14 protein-coding genes, 1 tRNA gene and 2 pseudogenes are annotated in these 17,524 nt (G+C 42.3%); 9 read left to right on the plus strand and 8 right to left on the minus strand.

What is annotated here, in order from left to right; translation table 11 throughout:
• Positions 1-17: 17 nt before the first annotated feature.
• From H6G96_RS26615 to H6G96_RS26625, 3 genes are read right to left on the minus strand one after another with little or no spacing between them, the layout of a single operon-like run.
• Positions 18-2,765 (minus strand): hypothetical protein, encoded by a 2,748-nt coding sequence (locus H6G96_RS26615; protein WP_190915122.1) that lies wholly within the window; start codon positions 2,763-2,765, stop codon positions 18-20.
• Positions 2,719-3,090: a hypothetical protein gene (locus tag H6G96_RS26620; RefSeq protein WP_190729596.1), complete on the minus strand. Its 372-nt coding sequence runs from the start codon at positions 3,088-3,090 to the stop codon at positions 2,719-2,721. Before H6G96_RS26620 ends, H6G96_RS26615 begins: the two co-directional genes overlap by 47 nt.
• Before the next feature lie 28 nt (positions 3,091-3,118).
• Positions 3,119-3,733: a hypothetical protein gene (locus tag H6G96_RS26625; RefSeq protein ID WP_190915124.1), complete on the minus strand. Its 615-nt coding sequence runs from the start codon at positions 3,731-3,733 to the stop codon at positions 3,119-3,121.
• A 504-nt stretch (positions 3,734-4,237) separates the two neighbouring features.
• Here H6G96_RS26625 and H6G96_RS42920 point away from each other — a divergent pair.
• Positions 4,238-4,499 (plus strand): annotated as a pseudogene (locus H6G96_RS42920) (aminotransferase class V-fold PLP-dependent enzyme); the annotation flags it as partial.
• Positions 4,500-4,722: 223 nt separating this feature from the next.
• On the opposite strand, the gene pyrE reads toward H6G96_RS42920, so the two are convergent.
• Entirely contained in the window at positions 4,723-5,346 is a 624-nt protein-coding gene (gene pyrE / locus H6G96_RS26635) for an orotate phosphoribosyltransferase (protein ID WP_190915126.1), read from the minus strand.
• Positions 5,347-5,452: 106 nt separating this feature from the next.
• Here pyrE and H6G96_RS26640 point away from each other — a divergent pair, with 106 nt between their 5' ends.
• A complete protein-coding gene (locus H6G96_RS26640) occupies positions 5,453-5,887 on the plus strand; it encodes a hypothetical protein (protein WP_190915128.1) in 435 nt (144 codons plus the stop codon).
• Between the two features lie 148 nt (positions 5,888-6,035).
• Here H6G96_RS26640 and H6G96_RS26645 read toward each other — a convergent pair.
• Positions 6,036-6,108 (minus strand) — tRNA-Ile (locus H6G96_RS26645).
• Positions 6,109-6,401: 293 nt separating this feature from the next.
• On the opposite strand from H6G96_RS26645, the gene H6G96_RS26650 reads away from it, so the two are divergent.
• Together H6G96_RS26650 and H6G96_RS26655 are read left to right on the plus strand one after the other, a co-directional pair.
• Positions 6,402-7,103 (plus strand): hypothetical protein, encoded by a 702-nt coding sequence (locus H6G96_RS26650; RefSeq protein ID WP_190915130.1) that lies wholly within the window; start codon positions 6,402-6,404, stop codon positions 7,101-7,103.
• A 121-nt stretch (positions 7,104-7,224) separates the two neighbouring features.
• Positions 7,225-8,619 carry a hemolysin family protein gene (locus H6G96_RS26655; RefSeq protein ID WP_190915132.1) on the plus strand — a complete coding sequence of 465 codons (1,395 nt, stop codon included), beginning with the start codon at positions 7,225-7,227 and terminating at the stop codon, positions 8,617-8,619.
• Positions 8,620-8,864: 245 nt separating this feature from the next.
• Here H6G96_RS26655 and queC read toward each other — a convergent pair whose 3' ends face one another.
• On the minus strand, positions 8,865-9,542 hold the full coding sequence (queC, locus tag H6G96_RS26660; RefSeq protein ID WP_190915134.1) for a 7-cyano-7-deazaguanine synthase QueC: 678 nt from the start codon (positions 9,540-9,542) through the stop codon (positions 8,865-8,867).
• A 319-nt stretch (positions 9,543-9,861) separates the two neighbouring features.
• Between queC and H6G96_RS26665 the strand changes: the two genes are divergently transcribed.
• From H6G96_RS26665 to H6G96_RS41575, 5 genes and pseudogenes are all read left to right on the plus strand, one after another.
• Positions 9,862-10,944 carry a Gfo/Idh/MocA family oxidoreductase gene (locus tag H6G96_RS26665; RefSeq protein WP_190915136.1) on the plus strand — a complete coding sequence of 361 codons (1,083 nt, stop codon included), beginning with the start codon at positions 9,862-9,864 and terminating at the stop codon, positions 10,942-10,944.
• A 362-nt stretch (positions 10,945-11,306) separates the two neighbouring features.
• Positions 11,307-11,930 (plus strand): DedA family protein, encoded by a 624-nt coding sequence (locus H6G96_RS26670; RefSeq protein WP_190728387.1) that lies wholly within the window; start codon positions 11,307-11,309, stop codon positions 11,928-11,930.
• A 240-nt stretch (positions 11,931-12,170) separates the two neighbouring features.
• Entirely contained in the window at positions 12,171-13,325 is a 1,155-nt protein-coding gene (locus H6G96_RS26675) for a ParM/StbA family protein (RefSeq protein WP_190915138.1), read from the plus strand.
• Positions 13,326-13,330: 5 nt separating this feature from the next.
• Entirely contained in the window at positions 13,331-13,810 is a 480-nt protein-coding gene (locus H6G96_RS26680) for a plasmid segregation centromere-binding protein ParR (protein WP_190915140.1), read from the plus strand.
• Between the two features lie 220 nt (positions 13,811-14,030).
• A pseudogene (locus H6G96_RS41575) lies at positions 14,031-14,153 on the plus strand (Uma2 family endonuclease); the annotation flags it as partial.
• 178 nt (positions 14,154-14,331) lie between these two features.
• Here H6G96_RS41575 and ilvD read toward each other — a convergent pair.
• Together ilvD and H6G96_RS42470 are read right to left on the minus strand one after the other, a co-directional pair.
• Entirely contained in the window at positions 14,332-16,017 is a 1,686-nt protein-coding gene (gene ilvD / locus H6G96_RS26685; protein WP_190915142.1) for a dihydroxy-acid dehydratase, read from the minus strand.
• Positions 16,018-16,546: 529 nt separating this feature from the next.
• Entirely contained in the window at positions 16,547-17,488 is a 942-nt protein-coding gene (locus tag H6G96_RS42470; protein ID WP_277932949.1) for a calcium-binding protein, read from the minus strand.
• Positions 17,489-17,524: the final 36 nt, after the last annotated feature.

Below are 17,524 nucleotides of genomic sequence, written 5' to 3' on the forward strand. Positions count from 1 at the left end.
CTGCTTACACAACCAGATTAACTACTACGTAGTGTAGCCACTAACTGACGTGCAAATGCAGAAATTGCTTCATATTTATCGCTATGAACTTGCATCATTTTACTCCGTGCAGTTTGTTCAGAGGGGTTATTAGCAACTGCTGCCAATTGTTCATAACCTGGATAATAACGACAGAATGTATAAATACCGTTATCATCTAACAGCCATTGGCTATAAACGCCTTCTTTCCGGGGAAAAAAGCTTTCTGAAGCATTACGAGAAATAATGTGGCGGGGATACTTTAAGATATCTGCAAAACTATCGACTGCAACTGGCTGAATGCGTCCAATCAATCGTGTTGTCAAGTTTTGCAAAATCTTAGATGCAGCTTTAGATTTGGCAATAGTATCAGGATCTTGTCCTGATAAGATGACTCTGATACCGGCCTTAGCACCGTTCGCACAAACTCTCCCAACTAAGTCAGAAATCTGCTCAAATTCAAATAGAATTGGTGCTTCATCAATGAAGAATATCGAGGCCGGACTACTTAATGCGCGTCGTAATGCTGCTGAATAGGCACTCAGAGATAGTACGGCTGCATCTTCACTATCTGATAAGTTTCTCAGAGCAAAAACTAAAAGTTGTGCATCGGTAGGAAAACTAGATGGTGCAGAAATGGCTTGTCCCACCCGGCTAGAAAGCCAAAACCGTAAGCGCAGCTGAATTTGACTGAGAGCATCTTCTACTCTCCCAGTTAAACTACTTAGCTGCAAGTGTTCTGATGAACAGAAATACAGAAAATCTTTTAAGGTAGGGGTTTTCTGCCAAGCAAGAGTGCCAAATCCTCCCACCATCGCCTGTCGATATCGCTCTTGTATGCCCTCATCAGCAAAGAAAGCTTCTAATGCTAAGTTGAGCAGCGATCGCACGGTTTGCGATAAAATTTGACTTTCAGTGGATGATCCTAAAACCATTGTCATTAAAGCTGATTCTAGGAAGGCAGTATAATCATTAAAGCGATCGCGCTGTTGTTCTGGATCTAGCGATCGTAAGTCTGGCTGTTCAAATAAGTTATTCGATTGTTTGGAGATATCAAAATACGCTCCATTGACCCCCATAAACTCAGTGTAGTCAGTAAAGGTAGATGTCCCATCAGGTTTAGGGAAATCTAACGCCACAACAGGAATACCATGCGCCAAAGCCTGAGTTAGAATCCCTGATACCAAAACCGATTTACCAGCACGAGTTGTAGCAAACAAAGCTAAATTTTTGTGTTGATTAAACAAATCTAAATGTACGGGTGTTCCGCCTTCTTCGGCAATCAACTCAAAGCCTTCTTTATCACCCCGTTTAGTTAAAACTAAAGGCATTAATCCGGGAACTTCACTTGTTAAATATAGCTGGCGACGGTTAAAGGGTGTTGCTAACAAACCTTCCCAAACTATTGGTAGAGTTTGCAGCCAGGTTTTCCACGCATACTCAACTTCTCTAATTACTCTTGCTGGACGTTGAAAACAGTTTTCAATATATCTTGTCGCCTCATCTAATTTTTCTACAGTTGGACGATGTACCAAAATAGCGATACTCGTATAGATGGGGACTGCACCTTCAAATAATTGTTCTTGTGCTGCTACCGATTTCTTCAGCTTTAATTGAGCGTTGACATCAATAGTTTTACTTTTTTCTTGAGCCATTATTGTTGTCATGTTTGACTGCTTCAGCACTCGTTGCAAAGTAGTTTTCACCAATGCTGGATTTGCCGCAGTCAACTCACAAAAAATCTCTGTATCTACTACTCTTTCTCTGGCCAATAGTTCCCATAAATATCGCAGTTGAGTAGATTTATTTGGCCAACCTCCGGGTTTTTCGAGAAATGATAGTACGCCGATATAACGATTGTTAACATTAACCCAACGGCGATCGGCACAAGGTACGCTAGACTCCATCAGCAAAGTTGTGCCGTGGATATTGTCTATCAACAATTTAGTACTAGCTAAATCTGAATTAACTTGTTCGTGCAGTCCTTCTTCATCTAAAGTCATCAACTGGGGAATCTCTATTGGCTGCGTATCATTAAACCTTTTCCAGATGCCCTCCCAGAGTTCATCTGCTCTCAAAGGCTTGACATCCAATCCCATTTGGTTAGACAAAATTTGTTCCCAGCGCAGAAAACCCTGTTTATAAGCATTTGTTATCAGGGTTTCAATGCGCTGGTTTTCTACTTCTGATAGTTCACCTTTAAATTTCAACCACCAAGATTCAGCTTTGACTAAAAGTTTCTCTATCCAATCATCTGCATTTGCCGAGTTGGATTCAACGGTGTAAGTTACATAAATACGCAAAAATTTAGGCTTACGAATACCAGAAATAGTCAATTCTTTGATTCTGGCTCTCTCTGCCATCAACAAATATTTAATATCTCGTGATGGCGCATTTCTTATTAGCGATACTAATTCTTTTTGACGTTCTTTATCAGAACTAAAAGATCCCAAATGCAGTGTCATTCTTTCACCGCTAGGGATATCTTTTAATCCGGCTTCAATGTTATTAAAAAGCGTATCGATTTGTTCGGGTCTTAAAGTGGTATGAATTCCCTTACAGTCAAAACCAAAAACAAAGCAAAACCGATCTCTTTGATTGCCTTTTGTCAAAAGGTAAGCACCAATATCACGCCCATTCAATGCTACACGTAGCATTGTCGCCAAGTGTAAGGCATCTTCAAATGGTGTTAATCTACTTTCATTTCCGGCGACGCCGACGCTTTGTTTTCCGATTTTTTGCTTCATGGTTAACTTCCAATAAGCTTTGATAACGAGCAAAGCCTCTTGTCCAAGCGGGAACGCCAATAAATTTACTTAAAAAACTCCAACTCCTACCACCCGTTAAGATCCACCAAGTTCCTATTCCCCAACCAGTCATTAGTATTGTCCACAACCATTTTTGAAACTCTTCTTGGAAAATTCCACCAAAAATTCCATTGATAATAAAGTAAGAGGCTAGGGCAATTACCGTCCAAGGAAGAATTTGATCGGCAGGAATTGGCCCTAATGACGGTTGGCTTCCCAGAACCTGATTGACTGGACGAAATTCTTGTTCCCGCTCTTGAGACATTTGATGAAATATGAAATATTTGAATTATTTACTGCTGTTGTGGACCAATTACAAAGCGTGTGAGTACATCAGCAATGGTAACAGCAACAACGACTAATAGGGGAGTTCTGGCAATGCTTTGCCAATCTTCATCTTTACGGACTGCGTTAATCACACCAACCAAGGAGATTGCAATATAGAGTAAGTAAATGGCCCGCAACACATTAAATATCAAACTTATTGCTGCCTCACCACCACCAACTCCTGTTCCACCACCTAAGTTTCTTTTGAAAAACCTTTCAGCTTCCCCAAAAAACTGTGCTTGTGCGGGGGCTGCAAACCAGTCTAACCAATATAAACTCAGAATTACGGCTGCGGCTAAAATTTGTAATAATATTAGCGATCGCTTTGGTAAATTCACTTGCTGTCCAATTTGTTGGATGATGACTGCAATTAAACTACCAACTAGTAAACAAAAAAGCAGAATAGGACTTTTTAGGCTGATAACGCTTACAAGTACAGCACAAGCAATCAAAAAAGGTACAGATTCAATCAGAATAATCAAGCTAGATTTGAGTCCCAGTCTTAACTTATGAGATCCTTTGATAGCGCTACCAATTAAAGCTTTGAAAAAGTTTCTCTCGTGAGAACTTTGCCTAGACATTTTCTAATTTTCCTATGGTGTACTGTGGGCGTTAGTTGTTTCCAATTTTACAAGCATTCCGATCTTACATGATTTAACATTTATTTTTCCTCAAATTATGAAGTTTAGCAAAGTTCTATACTATACATAAATTTGTATTAATTTAAGTTAACAAAACATTAATATTTCTTTAATTAGGTATTCATGGTTATAGAAACTGGGTTTCGAGCTTTTTAACCAGAACTGCTACATTCTTCCTTAAGTTTTTCCATACTATAGGAAACTGCTTTGATTTCTGTTCGCGCAACGCTGCGTAGCCATACTTATTTGCGTGGTGCGCGTTCGCGTTCGCGTTCGCGTTCGCGTCTCTGAAAGAGAAGCGTCTCCCAGAGAAGCGCGATAGGCAGCAAGTGGGGAGTAGGGAGTAGGAAATCAACCTTTTCTAGTTGTACGGGGTTTTTTCAAAAACCCAATATGGATGAGTACTATATCTCCATACTATCAATTATCAGTTTGAGTAAGGCAGGTAATGGTTTAATATTACACAGTGCTTTAGCTATAGAACCCCAGAAAGGTCAATCCATAGGTTTATTTATTGTGGCAAAAACTTTGGAATCGTGAGCCAAAACAGAAACCACCGAAAAATGAAACTCCGACACAGAAGAAAAAACGGCAAAATGAAGTAGGGACAATTTACCCAGTAGAAAAAATTGGAGCGATCGCTCAAAAATACCATATCCCTTTTTTATGTGATGCTTCCCAAGCAGTCGGTAAAATTCCGATCAACCTTCTGCAAGCTATGAATCTTGCGGAAAATGTAATTAAGGGAGCGTTAAGAATTGGTATTGGGAAATTTACAACCAAAGAAGAAATTGAAAAAGCATCTTCTGCGATCGCCAGTGCAGTAAAGGCTATTTTGAGCCTAAAATAATAAAACCCTTATTAGGGCTTTAAGACTAATTTAAGTTACATAAATCTGTCAAATTGTCAAATAATTTGGCAAGCGACACTTATGAATTCGCAAGTTGTCGGTAACGTTCCTGAACTTCCTGAATGGAAAACAAAGTTTCAAACTTCAACCCTGCTGACTGGTACAACTCACCTCCACCTTGTTGTCGGTCTACCAGTGAAATTATTTGATTTACGGTATAACCTGCATCTTTAAGACGCTCAACTGCTTTTAAAGCAGATTGCCCAGTTGTAACGACATCTTCCAAAACTACTACTTTTGCACCTTCTGGTAGACTGGGGCCTTCTATATAAGCTTTCGTCCCATAACCCTTGGCTTCCTTGCGAATAATTAGTGCTGGTATTGGGCGGTTTTCATAAACAGAAACTATACTCACTGCTGTCACCATTGGATCAGCCCCCATTGTTAAACCACCTACAGCCTGTGTATCTACGGGTAGTAAATGAAACAGCAACCGTCCGACTGCCAAAGCACCTTGAGGATGCAGTGTTACCTGCGTCTTGTTGACATAATAAGAACTACGCAGCCCAGAAGATAGGAGAAAATCACCTTCTTGATAAGCAAGTTGGCAAAATAAATCTAGTAGCTTGTGGCGCAAGGTGGTCGAATCAGGGGTGGTTGCCCAAATATCTGAGTGGGTAAGAGTTTCAGTAGGATACGTCATTACAAAACATTAAAAATTGTGCTACACCAAAGGTTGAACTCATGAGAGTTCTGAACTTAAGCATAAATTAAGATTCGCCCAAAACAAAAATTGAGGAGTCAGAAACGTGTGTCTAAAATTTAAACCCTTTGGTGGTTTATTGGTGCTGCTTGCTGCTAGTATTGCTTTTCCCTCAGTAGCATCTGCCCAAACTGAAACCGCCAAAACTGAAACTACTAATGATGTATTTGAACGAGCTTATTTTCGTCATGATCGCAATTTCTATGAGAATAGCAGTCTCAAGCGTCAACTAGACTCATTTTTCGGATCGGGTTCCGGTTTCGGTGGTTCTTTCCCAGAAAACGAAATTGCTCGCGATGCTCAGTTGATTAACAGTTTATATCGTGATGTCCTGACTCAACAAGTTGGCAACGACCCATATATTCGCACTCCTGATTTACCAAATCCTTATGACACATCACTAATGATGTCTCCGCGTTTCAATAGCAACAAACTCAAAGTAGGAACTGAATTCAGGTTTGAAACTTTACTACCTCGGTAATATTGTGGAGTAGGGAGTGGGGGAGCAAGGGGAGATGAGGGAGACAAGGGGACAAGAGGTGATAACTTGAAACAAGTCTTTCTCCTTGACCCCAAGTCCTCTTGCCCAATGCCCTTTATCCCTCTATTACTGCTTTTTGATTGTTCAGTGCGCCCTGCTGGAATCGAACCAGCCTGAAGACGAATTATGAGTTCGTTGCCTCCCCAATCGGCCAAAGGCGCTTGTTTTGTTGGCTCTCGGGTTCATAAGAGTCAATTACTTCAACTCTTAGGTCAACCTGATTTGCTAATTTTATACTAAGGAAAATACCTCATGCATCGAGTTTAGCCAATTGGGTAATTATAGCACAAATTTACACTTGTGAATACTCGACAATAGCTTATCAGATTTTTATACTACATAATTTAATCATAAAATAGTGCAGACTAATATTGATCAAGTTCCTTTAAGATTGAGGTCAAAAGCTTCACTATTCTTAAATAGACCCGCATTTTTATGTAATAGCTTGTCAGTGATGAAAATAAATTCTACTGTACTTCTTACTTTGGTTTTGTTAATCCTGATGATGGGGGCAGGTTCTGTGAGTGCCCTTTTGGGGTTTGAACTAGGTAGTTCAGCACTTAAAGGCGTTACTACACCAGATGGGCGTCCTACAACCAAATTTGCCAGCAATAAAACAAATAGCTCTCAACAGGCAGGGTTAGTGCTATTAAAAGAGGAAGAGATTCTAAAAATTGTCAAGGCACGAATTGAGGGTAAGACCAAGACCGCTAAATCAGAAAAGCTAGAGGAAGATGATGAAGAAACCAATAGCAGCAAGCAGAAGCCAGAGGAAAAACTCCCAGCAGTGGTTGAAGAAAAGCCCCAGCCAGGGTTTCCAGTTACTGCCCAGAGTCAAGGTGTAACCATGATTGTGCAATCTGCCCGCTACTCTGGTGGTGATTTGCTATTGAAAGTGAAAATGCAGAACAAAGGTAAAGATTCTGTGCGCTTCCTGTATAGTTTTTTAGATGTTACCGATGATAAAGGACGAACTCTGAGTGCTAGTACAGAAGGTTTACCAACAGAATTGCCTGTAAATGGGCCAGCATTTACAGGTACAGTGAGCATTCCCACAGCTTTACTTGATGATGTTAAGAAAATATCACTCGCTCTCACTGATTATCCCGCTCAAGAATTGAAGTTAGTAGCGTCAAATATTTCTGTAGAGAGGTAGATTGGGCATGGGGCATTGGGCATTGGACATTGGGCATTGGGCATTGGGCATTGGTGATTATACGTTATTTTTTACCATTCCCCACTCTCCATTCCCATTCCCCATTCCCCATTCCCCCTAAATGGAGGGCGTGAGTTTTACACGAGCTTTGGCAGTGAGTGGTTTTCCTAATTTAAGTTGGACAGAGGTGGCGCTGCGGTTACTATCAGTGCTACTACTGATTGCCATAAATGCCTTTTTTGTGACGGCAGAATTTTCGATGGTGAGCGTGCGGCGATCGCGTATTCACCAGCTAGTTAAGGCTGGGGATATTCCAGCGATCGCAGTCGAAATGCTACAACGTAGTATTGACCGACTGCTATCTACCACTCAGTTAGGCATTACCCTTTCTAGTTTGGCATTAGGATGGATTGGAGAAAGTACGATTGTCGTGCTGGTGAAGGCATGGTTAAAATCCTGGCCTTTACCTATTGGAATGACTACCTTCCTAGCGCATTCCTTATCAATTCCCATTGCATTTTTCTTGATTGCCTATTTACAAATTGTGATCGGAGAATTATGTCCCAAATCCTTAGCCATGCTGTACTCAGAACAGCTAGCTCGGTTTTTGGGTCCTTCGGTAAAAGCGATTGTGCGTTTTTTTGGTCCCTTCATCTGGATTCTCAACCAATCAACTCGTTTCTTATTGCGGATTTTTGGTATCCAATACACAGGCCAAGGCTGGAGACCACCTGTAACTCCAGAAGAATTGCAACTGATTATATCTACAGAATGGGGATCTACTGGTTTACAGCACGCAGAGCGAGAACTGCTCAATAATGTCTTTGAGTTTGGGGATGTCATGGCCCAAGATGTGATGATCCCCCGCACCAGTATTATTGCGCTGCCAAAAGATGCTAGCTTCCAGACATTACTCAAGGAAATGGCTTCTACTGGTTACTCTCGTTATCCCGTCATTGGTGAATCTTTAGACGATGTTCGCGGTATTGTTTATTTTAAAGATTTGGCACAACCTTTGGCTGTAGGAAAGCTCAGTTTAGAGGCACAAATCCAACCTTGGATGCGTCCCGTCCGGTTTGTTCCAGAACATACGCCCTTGAGTGAACTTTTGCCAATGATGCAGCAAGAGAAACCCGCTATGGTCATGGTAGTGAATGAATTCGGCGGTACTGTGGGACTAGTGACAATCAAAGATGTCATTGCCGAAATCATCGGCCACGCAAGCGTTCCTGAAAGCAGCGACGACTTACTAATTCAGATGTTGGATGAGCAAAAATTTCTGGTACAGGCACAAATCAACCTCGAAGACCTCAACGAAGTTTTGCATCTCAACTTACCTGTGACAAGAGAATACCAGACACTAGGGGGCTTTTTGCTTTATCAGTTACAGAAAATTCCTGCCAAAGGTGAAATCTTCTGCTATGAAAATCTTGAATTTACTGTGGTATCAATTGTTGGGCCACGCCTGCATCAAATTCAACTGCGACGGTTAGAAGAGTTAAAAGTTGAAAGTTAGGAGTTGAGAGTTAGGAGTTATGAATTTTAACTCAATACGCTTGGGTATAAGGATTTTTGGTATGTAGAGACGTTGCATTGCAACGTCTCTTGCATTGGATTTGGGGCTTAACTGAACTGTATTGGATTTTAACTCCTAACTCCTAACTCCTAACTCCTAACTCCTAACTCCTAACTCCTAACTCCTAACTCCTAACTCCTAACTCCTAACTCCTAACTCCTAACTCCTAACTCCTAACTCCTAACTCAAGAACCATACACCAGTGGATCAACGAGTCCTAATTCGGCAAAGGCTGCCAATCGCAAGCGACAAGAATCACATACACCGCAGGCAACATCACCACCAGCATAACAAGACCAAGTTAGCTCCCAAGGGACTCCCAATTGGTTACCCAACTGGATGATTTCAGTTTTTTTCAAATTTATTAGCGGTGCAACAATATTGATTGGTTGTCCCTCACGCCCTTGTTTGGTTCCCAGGCGAAAAACTTCTTGCATTGCCTGGATATAGTCGGGACGACAGTCAGGATATCCTGAGTAATCTAAAGCATTGACACCGATATAGACACGTTCAGCTGCGATCGCTTCGGCGTAACCAAGAGCAAAGCTTAAAAAGATGGTATTACGCGCCGGAACATAGGTTACAGGAATATTTTGAGACATTTCATCGAGCGATCGCTCCTGGGGTAAATCAATCGCGTCATCGGTAAGTGCTGAACCACCCCATTGCCGTAAATCAAAATTAACCACCTGATATTGTGCGATCGCAGCTTTTTGAGCAACAGTGAGGGCTGAATGTAACTCTCGTCGGTGTCGCTGCTGGTAATCAAAGGAAATAGCATGACATTCACAGCCATCAGCTTTAGCTTTGTACAAAATTGTGGAAGAGTCTAATCCCCCAGATAACAGAATTACAGCTTTCATCTCGATTACAAATTTTGAATTTTAAATCGCCAAATTACACCAGAAATTTGAAGAATTTACATTTAAGTCTTACTTAATGTTTTAAAGTTAATAAAAAGACACATATTTATTGTAGAAAGTGCAAAATCTAAAACAAAGCCGAACTATCTATACAAAAGATATTTGGATTACGGGAACCGATCACAAACTTTGAAATTCTTCATAAACATAGGCTCTATGTTACCATCTGGATGGTTTTAGACGGATCGTAACTGGCTTTCGAGTATAAACGCCAACGGCCGTAGCGTCTCTAAATTTGGTGGTTGAGGAGAGAATAATAGTGCAAGATAGCATGTCAGTGGCAGAACCGAATCCATATACACAGCGCAACCAGCCACGACCGATCCGCATAGGCGTGATTGGAGTGGGTAACATGGGACAACATCATGCTCGCGTGCTGAGTTCAATGAAAGATGTTGAACTAGTTGGAGTAGCAGACATTAATGTTGAGCGAGGGCTAGAAACTGCCAGCAAGTACAAGGTGCGTTTTTTCGAAGATTACTGTGACCTGTTACCTCTTGTGGAAGCAGTTTGTGTAGCAGTTCCCACCCGTTTACACTATGCTGTGGGTATCAACTGTCTGTTAGCGGGAATTCATGTTTTGATTGAAAAACCGATCGCAGCCAGTATTTCTGAGGCAGAGTCCCTAGTAAATGCCGCAGCCGAGTCTGGGTGTATCCTACAAGTGGGTCATATTGAGCGTTTTAATCCAGCTTTTAAAGAACTAAGCCAAGTGCTGAAAACTGAGGAATTGCTGGCACTAGAAGCCCACAGAATGAGTCCTTACTCAGATCGAGCAAACGATGTTTCAGTTGTGCTGGATTTAATGATCCATGACATCGACCTACTTTTGGAATTAGCTGCTTCCCCAGTCACGAAATTGACTGCTAGCGGTAGTCGCGCCCTAGACTCTGGTTATTTAGATTATGTAACCGCCACCTTGGGGTTTGCCAATGGTATTGTTGCTACTCTGACCGCCAGTAAAGTCACCCACCGAAAAATTCGCCGGATTGTCGCCCATTGCAAAAATTCATTTACTGAGGCAGATTTTCTCAAGAATGAAATTTTGATTCACCGGCAAACGACTGCTAATTCTCTCACCGACCACCGAAAAGTACTTTACAGGCAAGATGGTGTGATTGAAAAAGTCTACACCAGTAACATTCAACCCCTAAGTGCAGAATTAGAGCATTTTGTCAACTGTGTACATGGTGGCAATCAACCCTCAGTAGGCGGTGAACAAGCTCTTAAAGCCCTGAGATTAGCAAGTTTGATTGAGCAAATGGCGCTGGAAGATCGAGTTTGGAATCCATTAGACTGGCAATCCGAACCAAGAGTACAATCATTGACTCCGACAGCCTAGAAGAGGGGACGAGGGGGATAAGGGGATGAGGGGGAAAGGTAACACTTTCTCCTTGCTCTCCCACAACTACAACCTCAGAAGAAAACTCTAAAGTGTGTTGTTAAATTTGCCATCAAATCTTTAGATCCTTCCTAGTCCTTTTAAAAAAACGACTAAGGGGGATCTAAAAAATTAGAAAACAAAATCTAGTGGTAGGTTTGATTCTAGCTTCCACCGATCTTACTCTGTTTCTTCGTTGCGATGCCAACTTTATAATGCAGCAAAATTACTTTGATTTTAGGTAGCAAGAATAATTACCTTTTAATAAAGCTAAGGCTGAATTTATTAACAAAACTAGTCCAGCAATTTCAGGAATTAACTCAATGCTTGAATGGATAACTAATACCATCAACTATTTTGGATATTGGGGAATCGCCCTGTTAATGTTCTTAGAGAACTTATTTCCCCCCATTCCTTCGGAATTGATTATGCCACTGGCTGGATTTACAGCAAGCCCATATCAACCAGGAGGGGCAAAGCTGAATATCATTGGTGTGTTTTTTGCAGGACTTTTAGGTTCTGTATTGGGCGCACTTATTTGGTACTATCCAGGTCAGTTTTTGGGGGAAACCCGTTTGAAAGCTTGGGCTGACAAATATGGCAAATGGCTAGGCATATCCAGTAAAGATATCACCAAGGCCAAAGAGTGGTTTAACCGACAAGGCAGAACAGCAGTATTAATTGGTCGCCTTGTACCGGGAATCCGCACTTTAATTTCTGTTCCTGCAGGTATTAGCAACATGCCCCTGCTACCATTTTTGGTTTACACAACCTTAGGTAGCGCTGCTTGGGTGGGTTTGCTAACATACTCAGGATACATATTGGGTAGTCAGTATGAACTTGTGGACAAGTACCTTGCTCCTGTATCCAAAATCGTACTTGGGGGTTTGGTTCTAGCATTTGTTTTCTGGATATTTAAACGCCAGTTAAGACGTACTAGAAGATGAAACACGGACGTTTTTGGTTTGAAAGCAGTGAAAGCAGGGGTTACATCTGGCCAAAATTCGCCTACACTATGCCAAATAATACTAGATGTGCGAAGGCATAAGCTTATCGGAGGTATCGCCTGAATTAATTTTTGGGGTATTTCTAGCTACACTTGACGCAACCTAGAATTTCTGGTTGCTCGCATTTTTGTAAGATGAGCATGACAACTTTTTACAGTTAAGTTTGAACTAGGAGCTTTCATGACAGACCAACCTTCCGCCGCTACCCCTATCAATGCTGCTGCTATACCCATGAATAGAGTATCAGCATCGACTCCCATGAATGCTGTTAATAATAATCCTCCTAAGGCAGGCGGTGTTCCAGGGAAAACCATTCTCAGTGTTGATTTAGGCAGAACTTCCACAAAAACTTGTGTGAGTCGTGAACCCGGCAGCGTGGTGTTCGTTCCTGCCAACGTCAAGCAGATGTCAATAGAACAAGTACGCGGCGGTGTTTTTGAAGCCAGGGCTACTGACCCTTTAATGGATTTGTGGCTGGAGTACCAAGGAAATGGATATGCTGTTGGTCAATTGGCAGCAGATTTTGGGGCAAATTTAGGAGTCGGCCAATCTAAGGTAGAGGCTGCACTGGTAAAAGTATTAGCAAGTGCTGGCTACTTCAAACTCAGAGACGATATCTCAGTTGTACTAGGTCTGCCTTTTCTTTCCTTAGAGCAATTTGAAAAAGAAAAAGCACAGTTGATTAGCCAAGTCGGTGGTCCTCATGTGTTGAACTTCCGAGGCGAATCTGTATCGCTGAATGTCAGTAAGGTATGGGTAATGCCAGAAGGCTACGGCAGCCTGCTGTGGTCTGAAGCTCAACCAAAGAAAAGTCCTGGCAGTCCTGATTTTACAAAAATATCGGTGGCGATCGTTGATATTGGACATCAAACCGTCGATCTTTTGATGGTAGATAACTTCCGTTTTGCCAGAGGTGCTTCTAAGAGCGAAGACTTCGGTATGAATAAGTTCTATGAATTGGTGTCTGCCGAAATCGAGGGAGCAGATAGTCAATCTCTAGCCCTGATTTCTGCTGTGAACAAACCCAGAGGTGAACGCTATTACCGTCCTAAAGGCGCTAGCAAGCCCACCAACCTAGACGATTTTCTTCCCAACCTCACAGAGATGTTTTCTCGTGAAATCTGTAGCCGTGTACTCGCCTGGTTGCCAGAACGTGTCACCGATGTGATTCTGACTGGCGGGGGTGGTGAGTTCTTCTGGGACGACGTTCAACGTTTACTCAAGGAAGCAAAGATTAATGCTCATTTAGCAGCACCTTCTCGGCAGGCGAATGCTTTGGGGCAGTATATTTATGGAGAGGCACAATTATCCTCCAATCGCGCTGCTAGGGCATAAAGCTGATGTTCCAATGGTCAAAAAAGGTAGTTAAATCCGTCACGTTCAACCCAGAGCTTGCTGATGAAAGCTTGTTAGCGCAAGTAGAAAGTTATTTGGAAAAACAACCAGACAAGACTTTCAGCGACCTCTGTAAAGAAGCCTTGTGGCAATCTTTATGTGTACCGGAATCTGTACAACCTGCTCCACAAACAGCAGCAAGAACACCGATTGAACAACAAATTGGTGAACTGCAACGTCAAGTGGCTGGACTTGAGGAACGTTTTTTTGCCAAGGGATCTAATCGTTTGGAGACGATGGAACACCATCTACTGCAACTTTCTCAACAAGTTGCACAACTGGCGATCATAGTCAATGATCGATCAATCATTCAGTCTCCAACTCAATTAGAAGTAGTAAATAACACTTCTTATACTGTTGCTACCCCTCCTCAAGAGGTTGACCCCGTAATCAGTCGCCTTAGTCAGTTTCTCGATGATTTTTAAGTGACAATTGAGTTTGTGAGCAATTTTTGCTCCTCTTAACAATCCTTAATAGATAATATTATTAAGGATTGTTAATATTTATACCCTAAAATATTGGAATTTTCAGATTTGTGTGGATGAAGCGATCGCTCATAATAGCGAATCCTGAGAGTAATTCCAGTTTATCTATTCTGGTATTTCTGTTATTTAATGCCAAAGCGTATTTAATAGCCCATCTTTTAGCCCTAATTTTCCTAATATCCCAATTATTGAGTTAGTGAATGAATATGTTCAGCAGTGTTTAACAATTGGCAAAAGTCAAGCTATGCGTAACTTTAGAGATTGGGTGAAGAATAATTTATAAAACGCATCGGGAAAATCCACTCTTTTTAAAGATAGGATGAGAGATGCCCCGACGCTGTTGACCGTTGACGGTTAACAGTCAACAATCTAAGAGTGATCTTCGGAGATATTTAATGAATTGGAAAGCCTACACTGAACCTATGGTACAGTTTAGGCAGCTCACATGATAGTCAAGTGAATTAAAACAAATCTAAATCTGTGACAGCACCAAGACTGCTAGAAGATACCAATTTGGCATATTTCGCCAATACGCCTTTAGTGTAACGTGGTGCAGGAGGTTGCCAATTAGCACGACGACGGGCGAATTCTGATTCAGATATATTCAACTGCAAGAGGCGTGCAGGTGCATCAATGGTAATACTATCGCCTTCTTCAACAAGAGCGATCGCACCACCAACAGCTGCTTCTGGAGCCACATGACCAACCACCATGCCATAAGTACCACCAGAAAAGCGGCCATCGGTAATTAATCCCACCGCATCACCCAAACCAGCCCCGATAATTGCCGAAGTGGGAGCCAACATTTCTCGCATACCAGGGCCGCCCTTGGGTCCTTCGTAGCGGATGACTAGAATATCACCAGCTTGAATCTTCCCAGCCAAAATAGCATCTAAAGAAGCTTCTTCCGATTCAAACACTCGTGCCGGGCCGGTAATAACTGGTTTTTTCACACCAGTAATTTTAGCGACTGCCCCTTCCGTTGCCAAATTACCTCTGAGGATGGCTAAATGTCCTTGGGGATACATCGGGTTATTCCAAGTCCGAATCACATCTTGATTGGCAGATGGTTCTTCGGGGATGTCTGCTAATATCTCTGCAATGGTTTGACCGCTAATGGTCAGGCTATCTCCATGTAATAAATCATGTACAAGCAGCATCTTCATGACTTGCGGAATGCCACCAGCTTTATGCAAATCTGTAGCGACATATTTACCACTTGGTTTTAAATCACACAAAACCGGAACACGGGCGCGGATAGTTTCAAAGTCATCTATGGTTAACTTTACATTAGCAGCACGGGCGATCGCTAAAAAATGCAATACTGCATTGGTCGAACCACCGACTGCCATAATCACAGAGATAGCATTCTCTATTGATTTGCGGGTGATAATTTGCCGGGGTAAGATTTGTTTACGGATAGCTTCGACTAATACAAATGCCGATTTTTCGGTGCTGTCGGCTTTTTCGGCATCTTCGGCTGCCATTGTTGAAGAATAGGGCAAACTCATTCCCATCGCTTCAAATGCTGAGGACATGGTGTTGGCGGTGAACATTCCCCCGCAGGAACCAGCGCCAGGACAAGCGCGACTTTCGACTTCTAATAATTCCTTGTCGTCAATTTTTCCAGCACTGTATTGACCAACTGCTTCAAAAGAACTGACAACGGTTAAGTCTTTACCGTTATAGTGTCCGGGTTTAATTGTGCCACCGTAAACAAATATTGCCGGGATATTCATCCGTGCGATCGCTAGCATTGCCCCTGGCATATTTTTATCACAGCCGCCAATGGCTAGCACGCCATCCATACTTTGTCCGGTACAGGCGGTTTCAATGGAGTCGGCGATCACTTCCCGCGATACGAGGGAATATTTCATCCCTTCTGTTCCCATCGAAATCCCATCGCTGATGGTAATTGTGCCAAACATTTGTGGCATTGCTCCGGCGGTTTTTATAGCAACCTCTGCCCTTTGTGCCAGCAGATTTATCCCTATATTACAGGGAGTGATTGTACTGTAGCCATTGGCAATACCGACAATGGCTTTGTTGAAATCTTCATCTTTAAAACCAACTGCACGCAGCATGGCTCGATTTGGCGATCGCTGCACCCCTTGCGTCACTACTTGGCTTCTCAAATTCTCTGACATCTTTTTTCCTTCCGTGGCATCATCGCAACAGTTGCGATTGTATTACCTGATTTTCTCATGCATATGCGGCACGATCGAATATGAGTAATGTATGTACCAACGTTGGTAATAAAAACACCCTTCCTCCAAACAGAGACTATGCGTTACCCACATCTTTCTTTACAATCTTGAAACCCATATTCTATAACCGTCTTAGACACTTAACATTTAGGTATACTTGACAAATTCGTTTTTTATCTTCTCGCTAAAACTGCGTTTTTATTGAGAATAAGCAACGAACGAATCAGGGTTATAAAAACCTGAGTCAAGACTCTCGCAAATGTTAAAAAAGATCCGGGTAATGGATAGCAAACAGAGAGTAGGGGTGTAAAAGCAAGCAGAGTTTTAGCAAGGTGGGTTTCTAGCGGAAATTAAGATTAATTAGTCTGAATTTCCGCAAAATATCTCTCAAACTCTGGTTTTTCCATGTCCCTTATGTTCACGGAGCATTCCGCAGGGATGGGATATTTTTTAGCTGTAAGTCCCTTAATTAAAGGATAATATCGCTTGCAACTAGTCCTGGTGCTCCTGCAAGTTGAATCTCAAACTCGGAGGCAAAATTGAAATTAGTGTTACCTTCAAGAATGCCTCCTGAATAACGGACTTGACCGACTCTGGAGAATACGCCAGAACCAATGTAAGTGAAGGCTTGGTTACCTGCTAGAAAGGGGTTGGCGTCAATGGCAGATAGATCGATTCGGTCACCTGGTAAGTTACCGTTTCCATCGAAGCCAGCGATAGTATCCCGTGAAGAACCAGTAGAACTATCTGAAACTGAGTTGAAAACGAAAACATCGTTGCCCAATCCTCCGGTAAGGCGATCGGTTCCAACACCACCATTGAGGGTATCGTTGCCTCTTCCACCATTGAGGGTATCGTTACCTAATCCACCATTGAGGATATCGTTGCCAGCATTCCCATTGAGGATATCGTTACCAGCATTCCCATTGAGGGCATCATTACCCAATCCACCATTGAGGGTATCGTTACCTAATCCACCATTGAGGATATCGTTGCCAGCATTCCCATTGAGGATATCGTTACCAGCATTCCCATTGAGGGTATCATTACCCAATCCACCATTGAGGGTATCGTTACCTAATCCACCATTGAGGATATCGTTGCCAGCATTCCCATTGAGGATATCGTTACCAGCACGCCCATTGAGGGTATCATTACCCAATCCACCATTGAGGGTATCGTTACCCAATCCACCATTGAGGATATCGTTGCCAGCATTCCCATTGAGGATATCGTTGCCAGCATTCCCATTAAGGATATCGTTACCAGCACGCCCATTAAGGATATCGTTACCAGCACGCCCATTGAGGATATCGTTGCTAGCACCCCCATTCAGGGCAGCGCGAAAGACAGATGGTTCACCGTTGACGGTATTATTGTCATTGAAAATGGTACCAGTTATGGTTGCCATAATAGACATCTCCTTAATTTATAGGGTAAATAAACT

Origin of the sequence: Nostoc sp. FACHB-892, assembly GCF_014698795.1 — a bacterium.
Taxonomy (GTDB): Bacteria; Cyanobacteriota; Cyanobacteriia; order Cyanobacteriales; family Nostocaceae; genus Nostoc.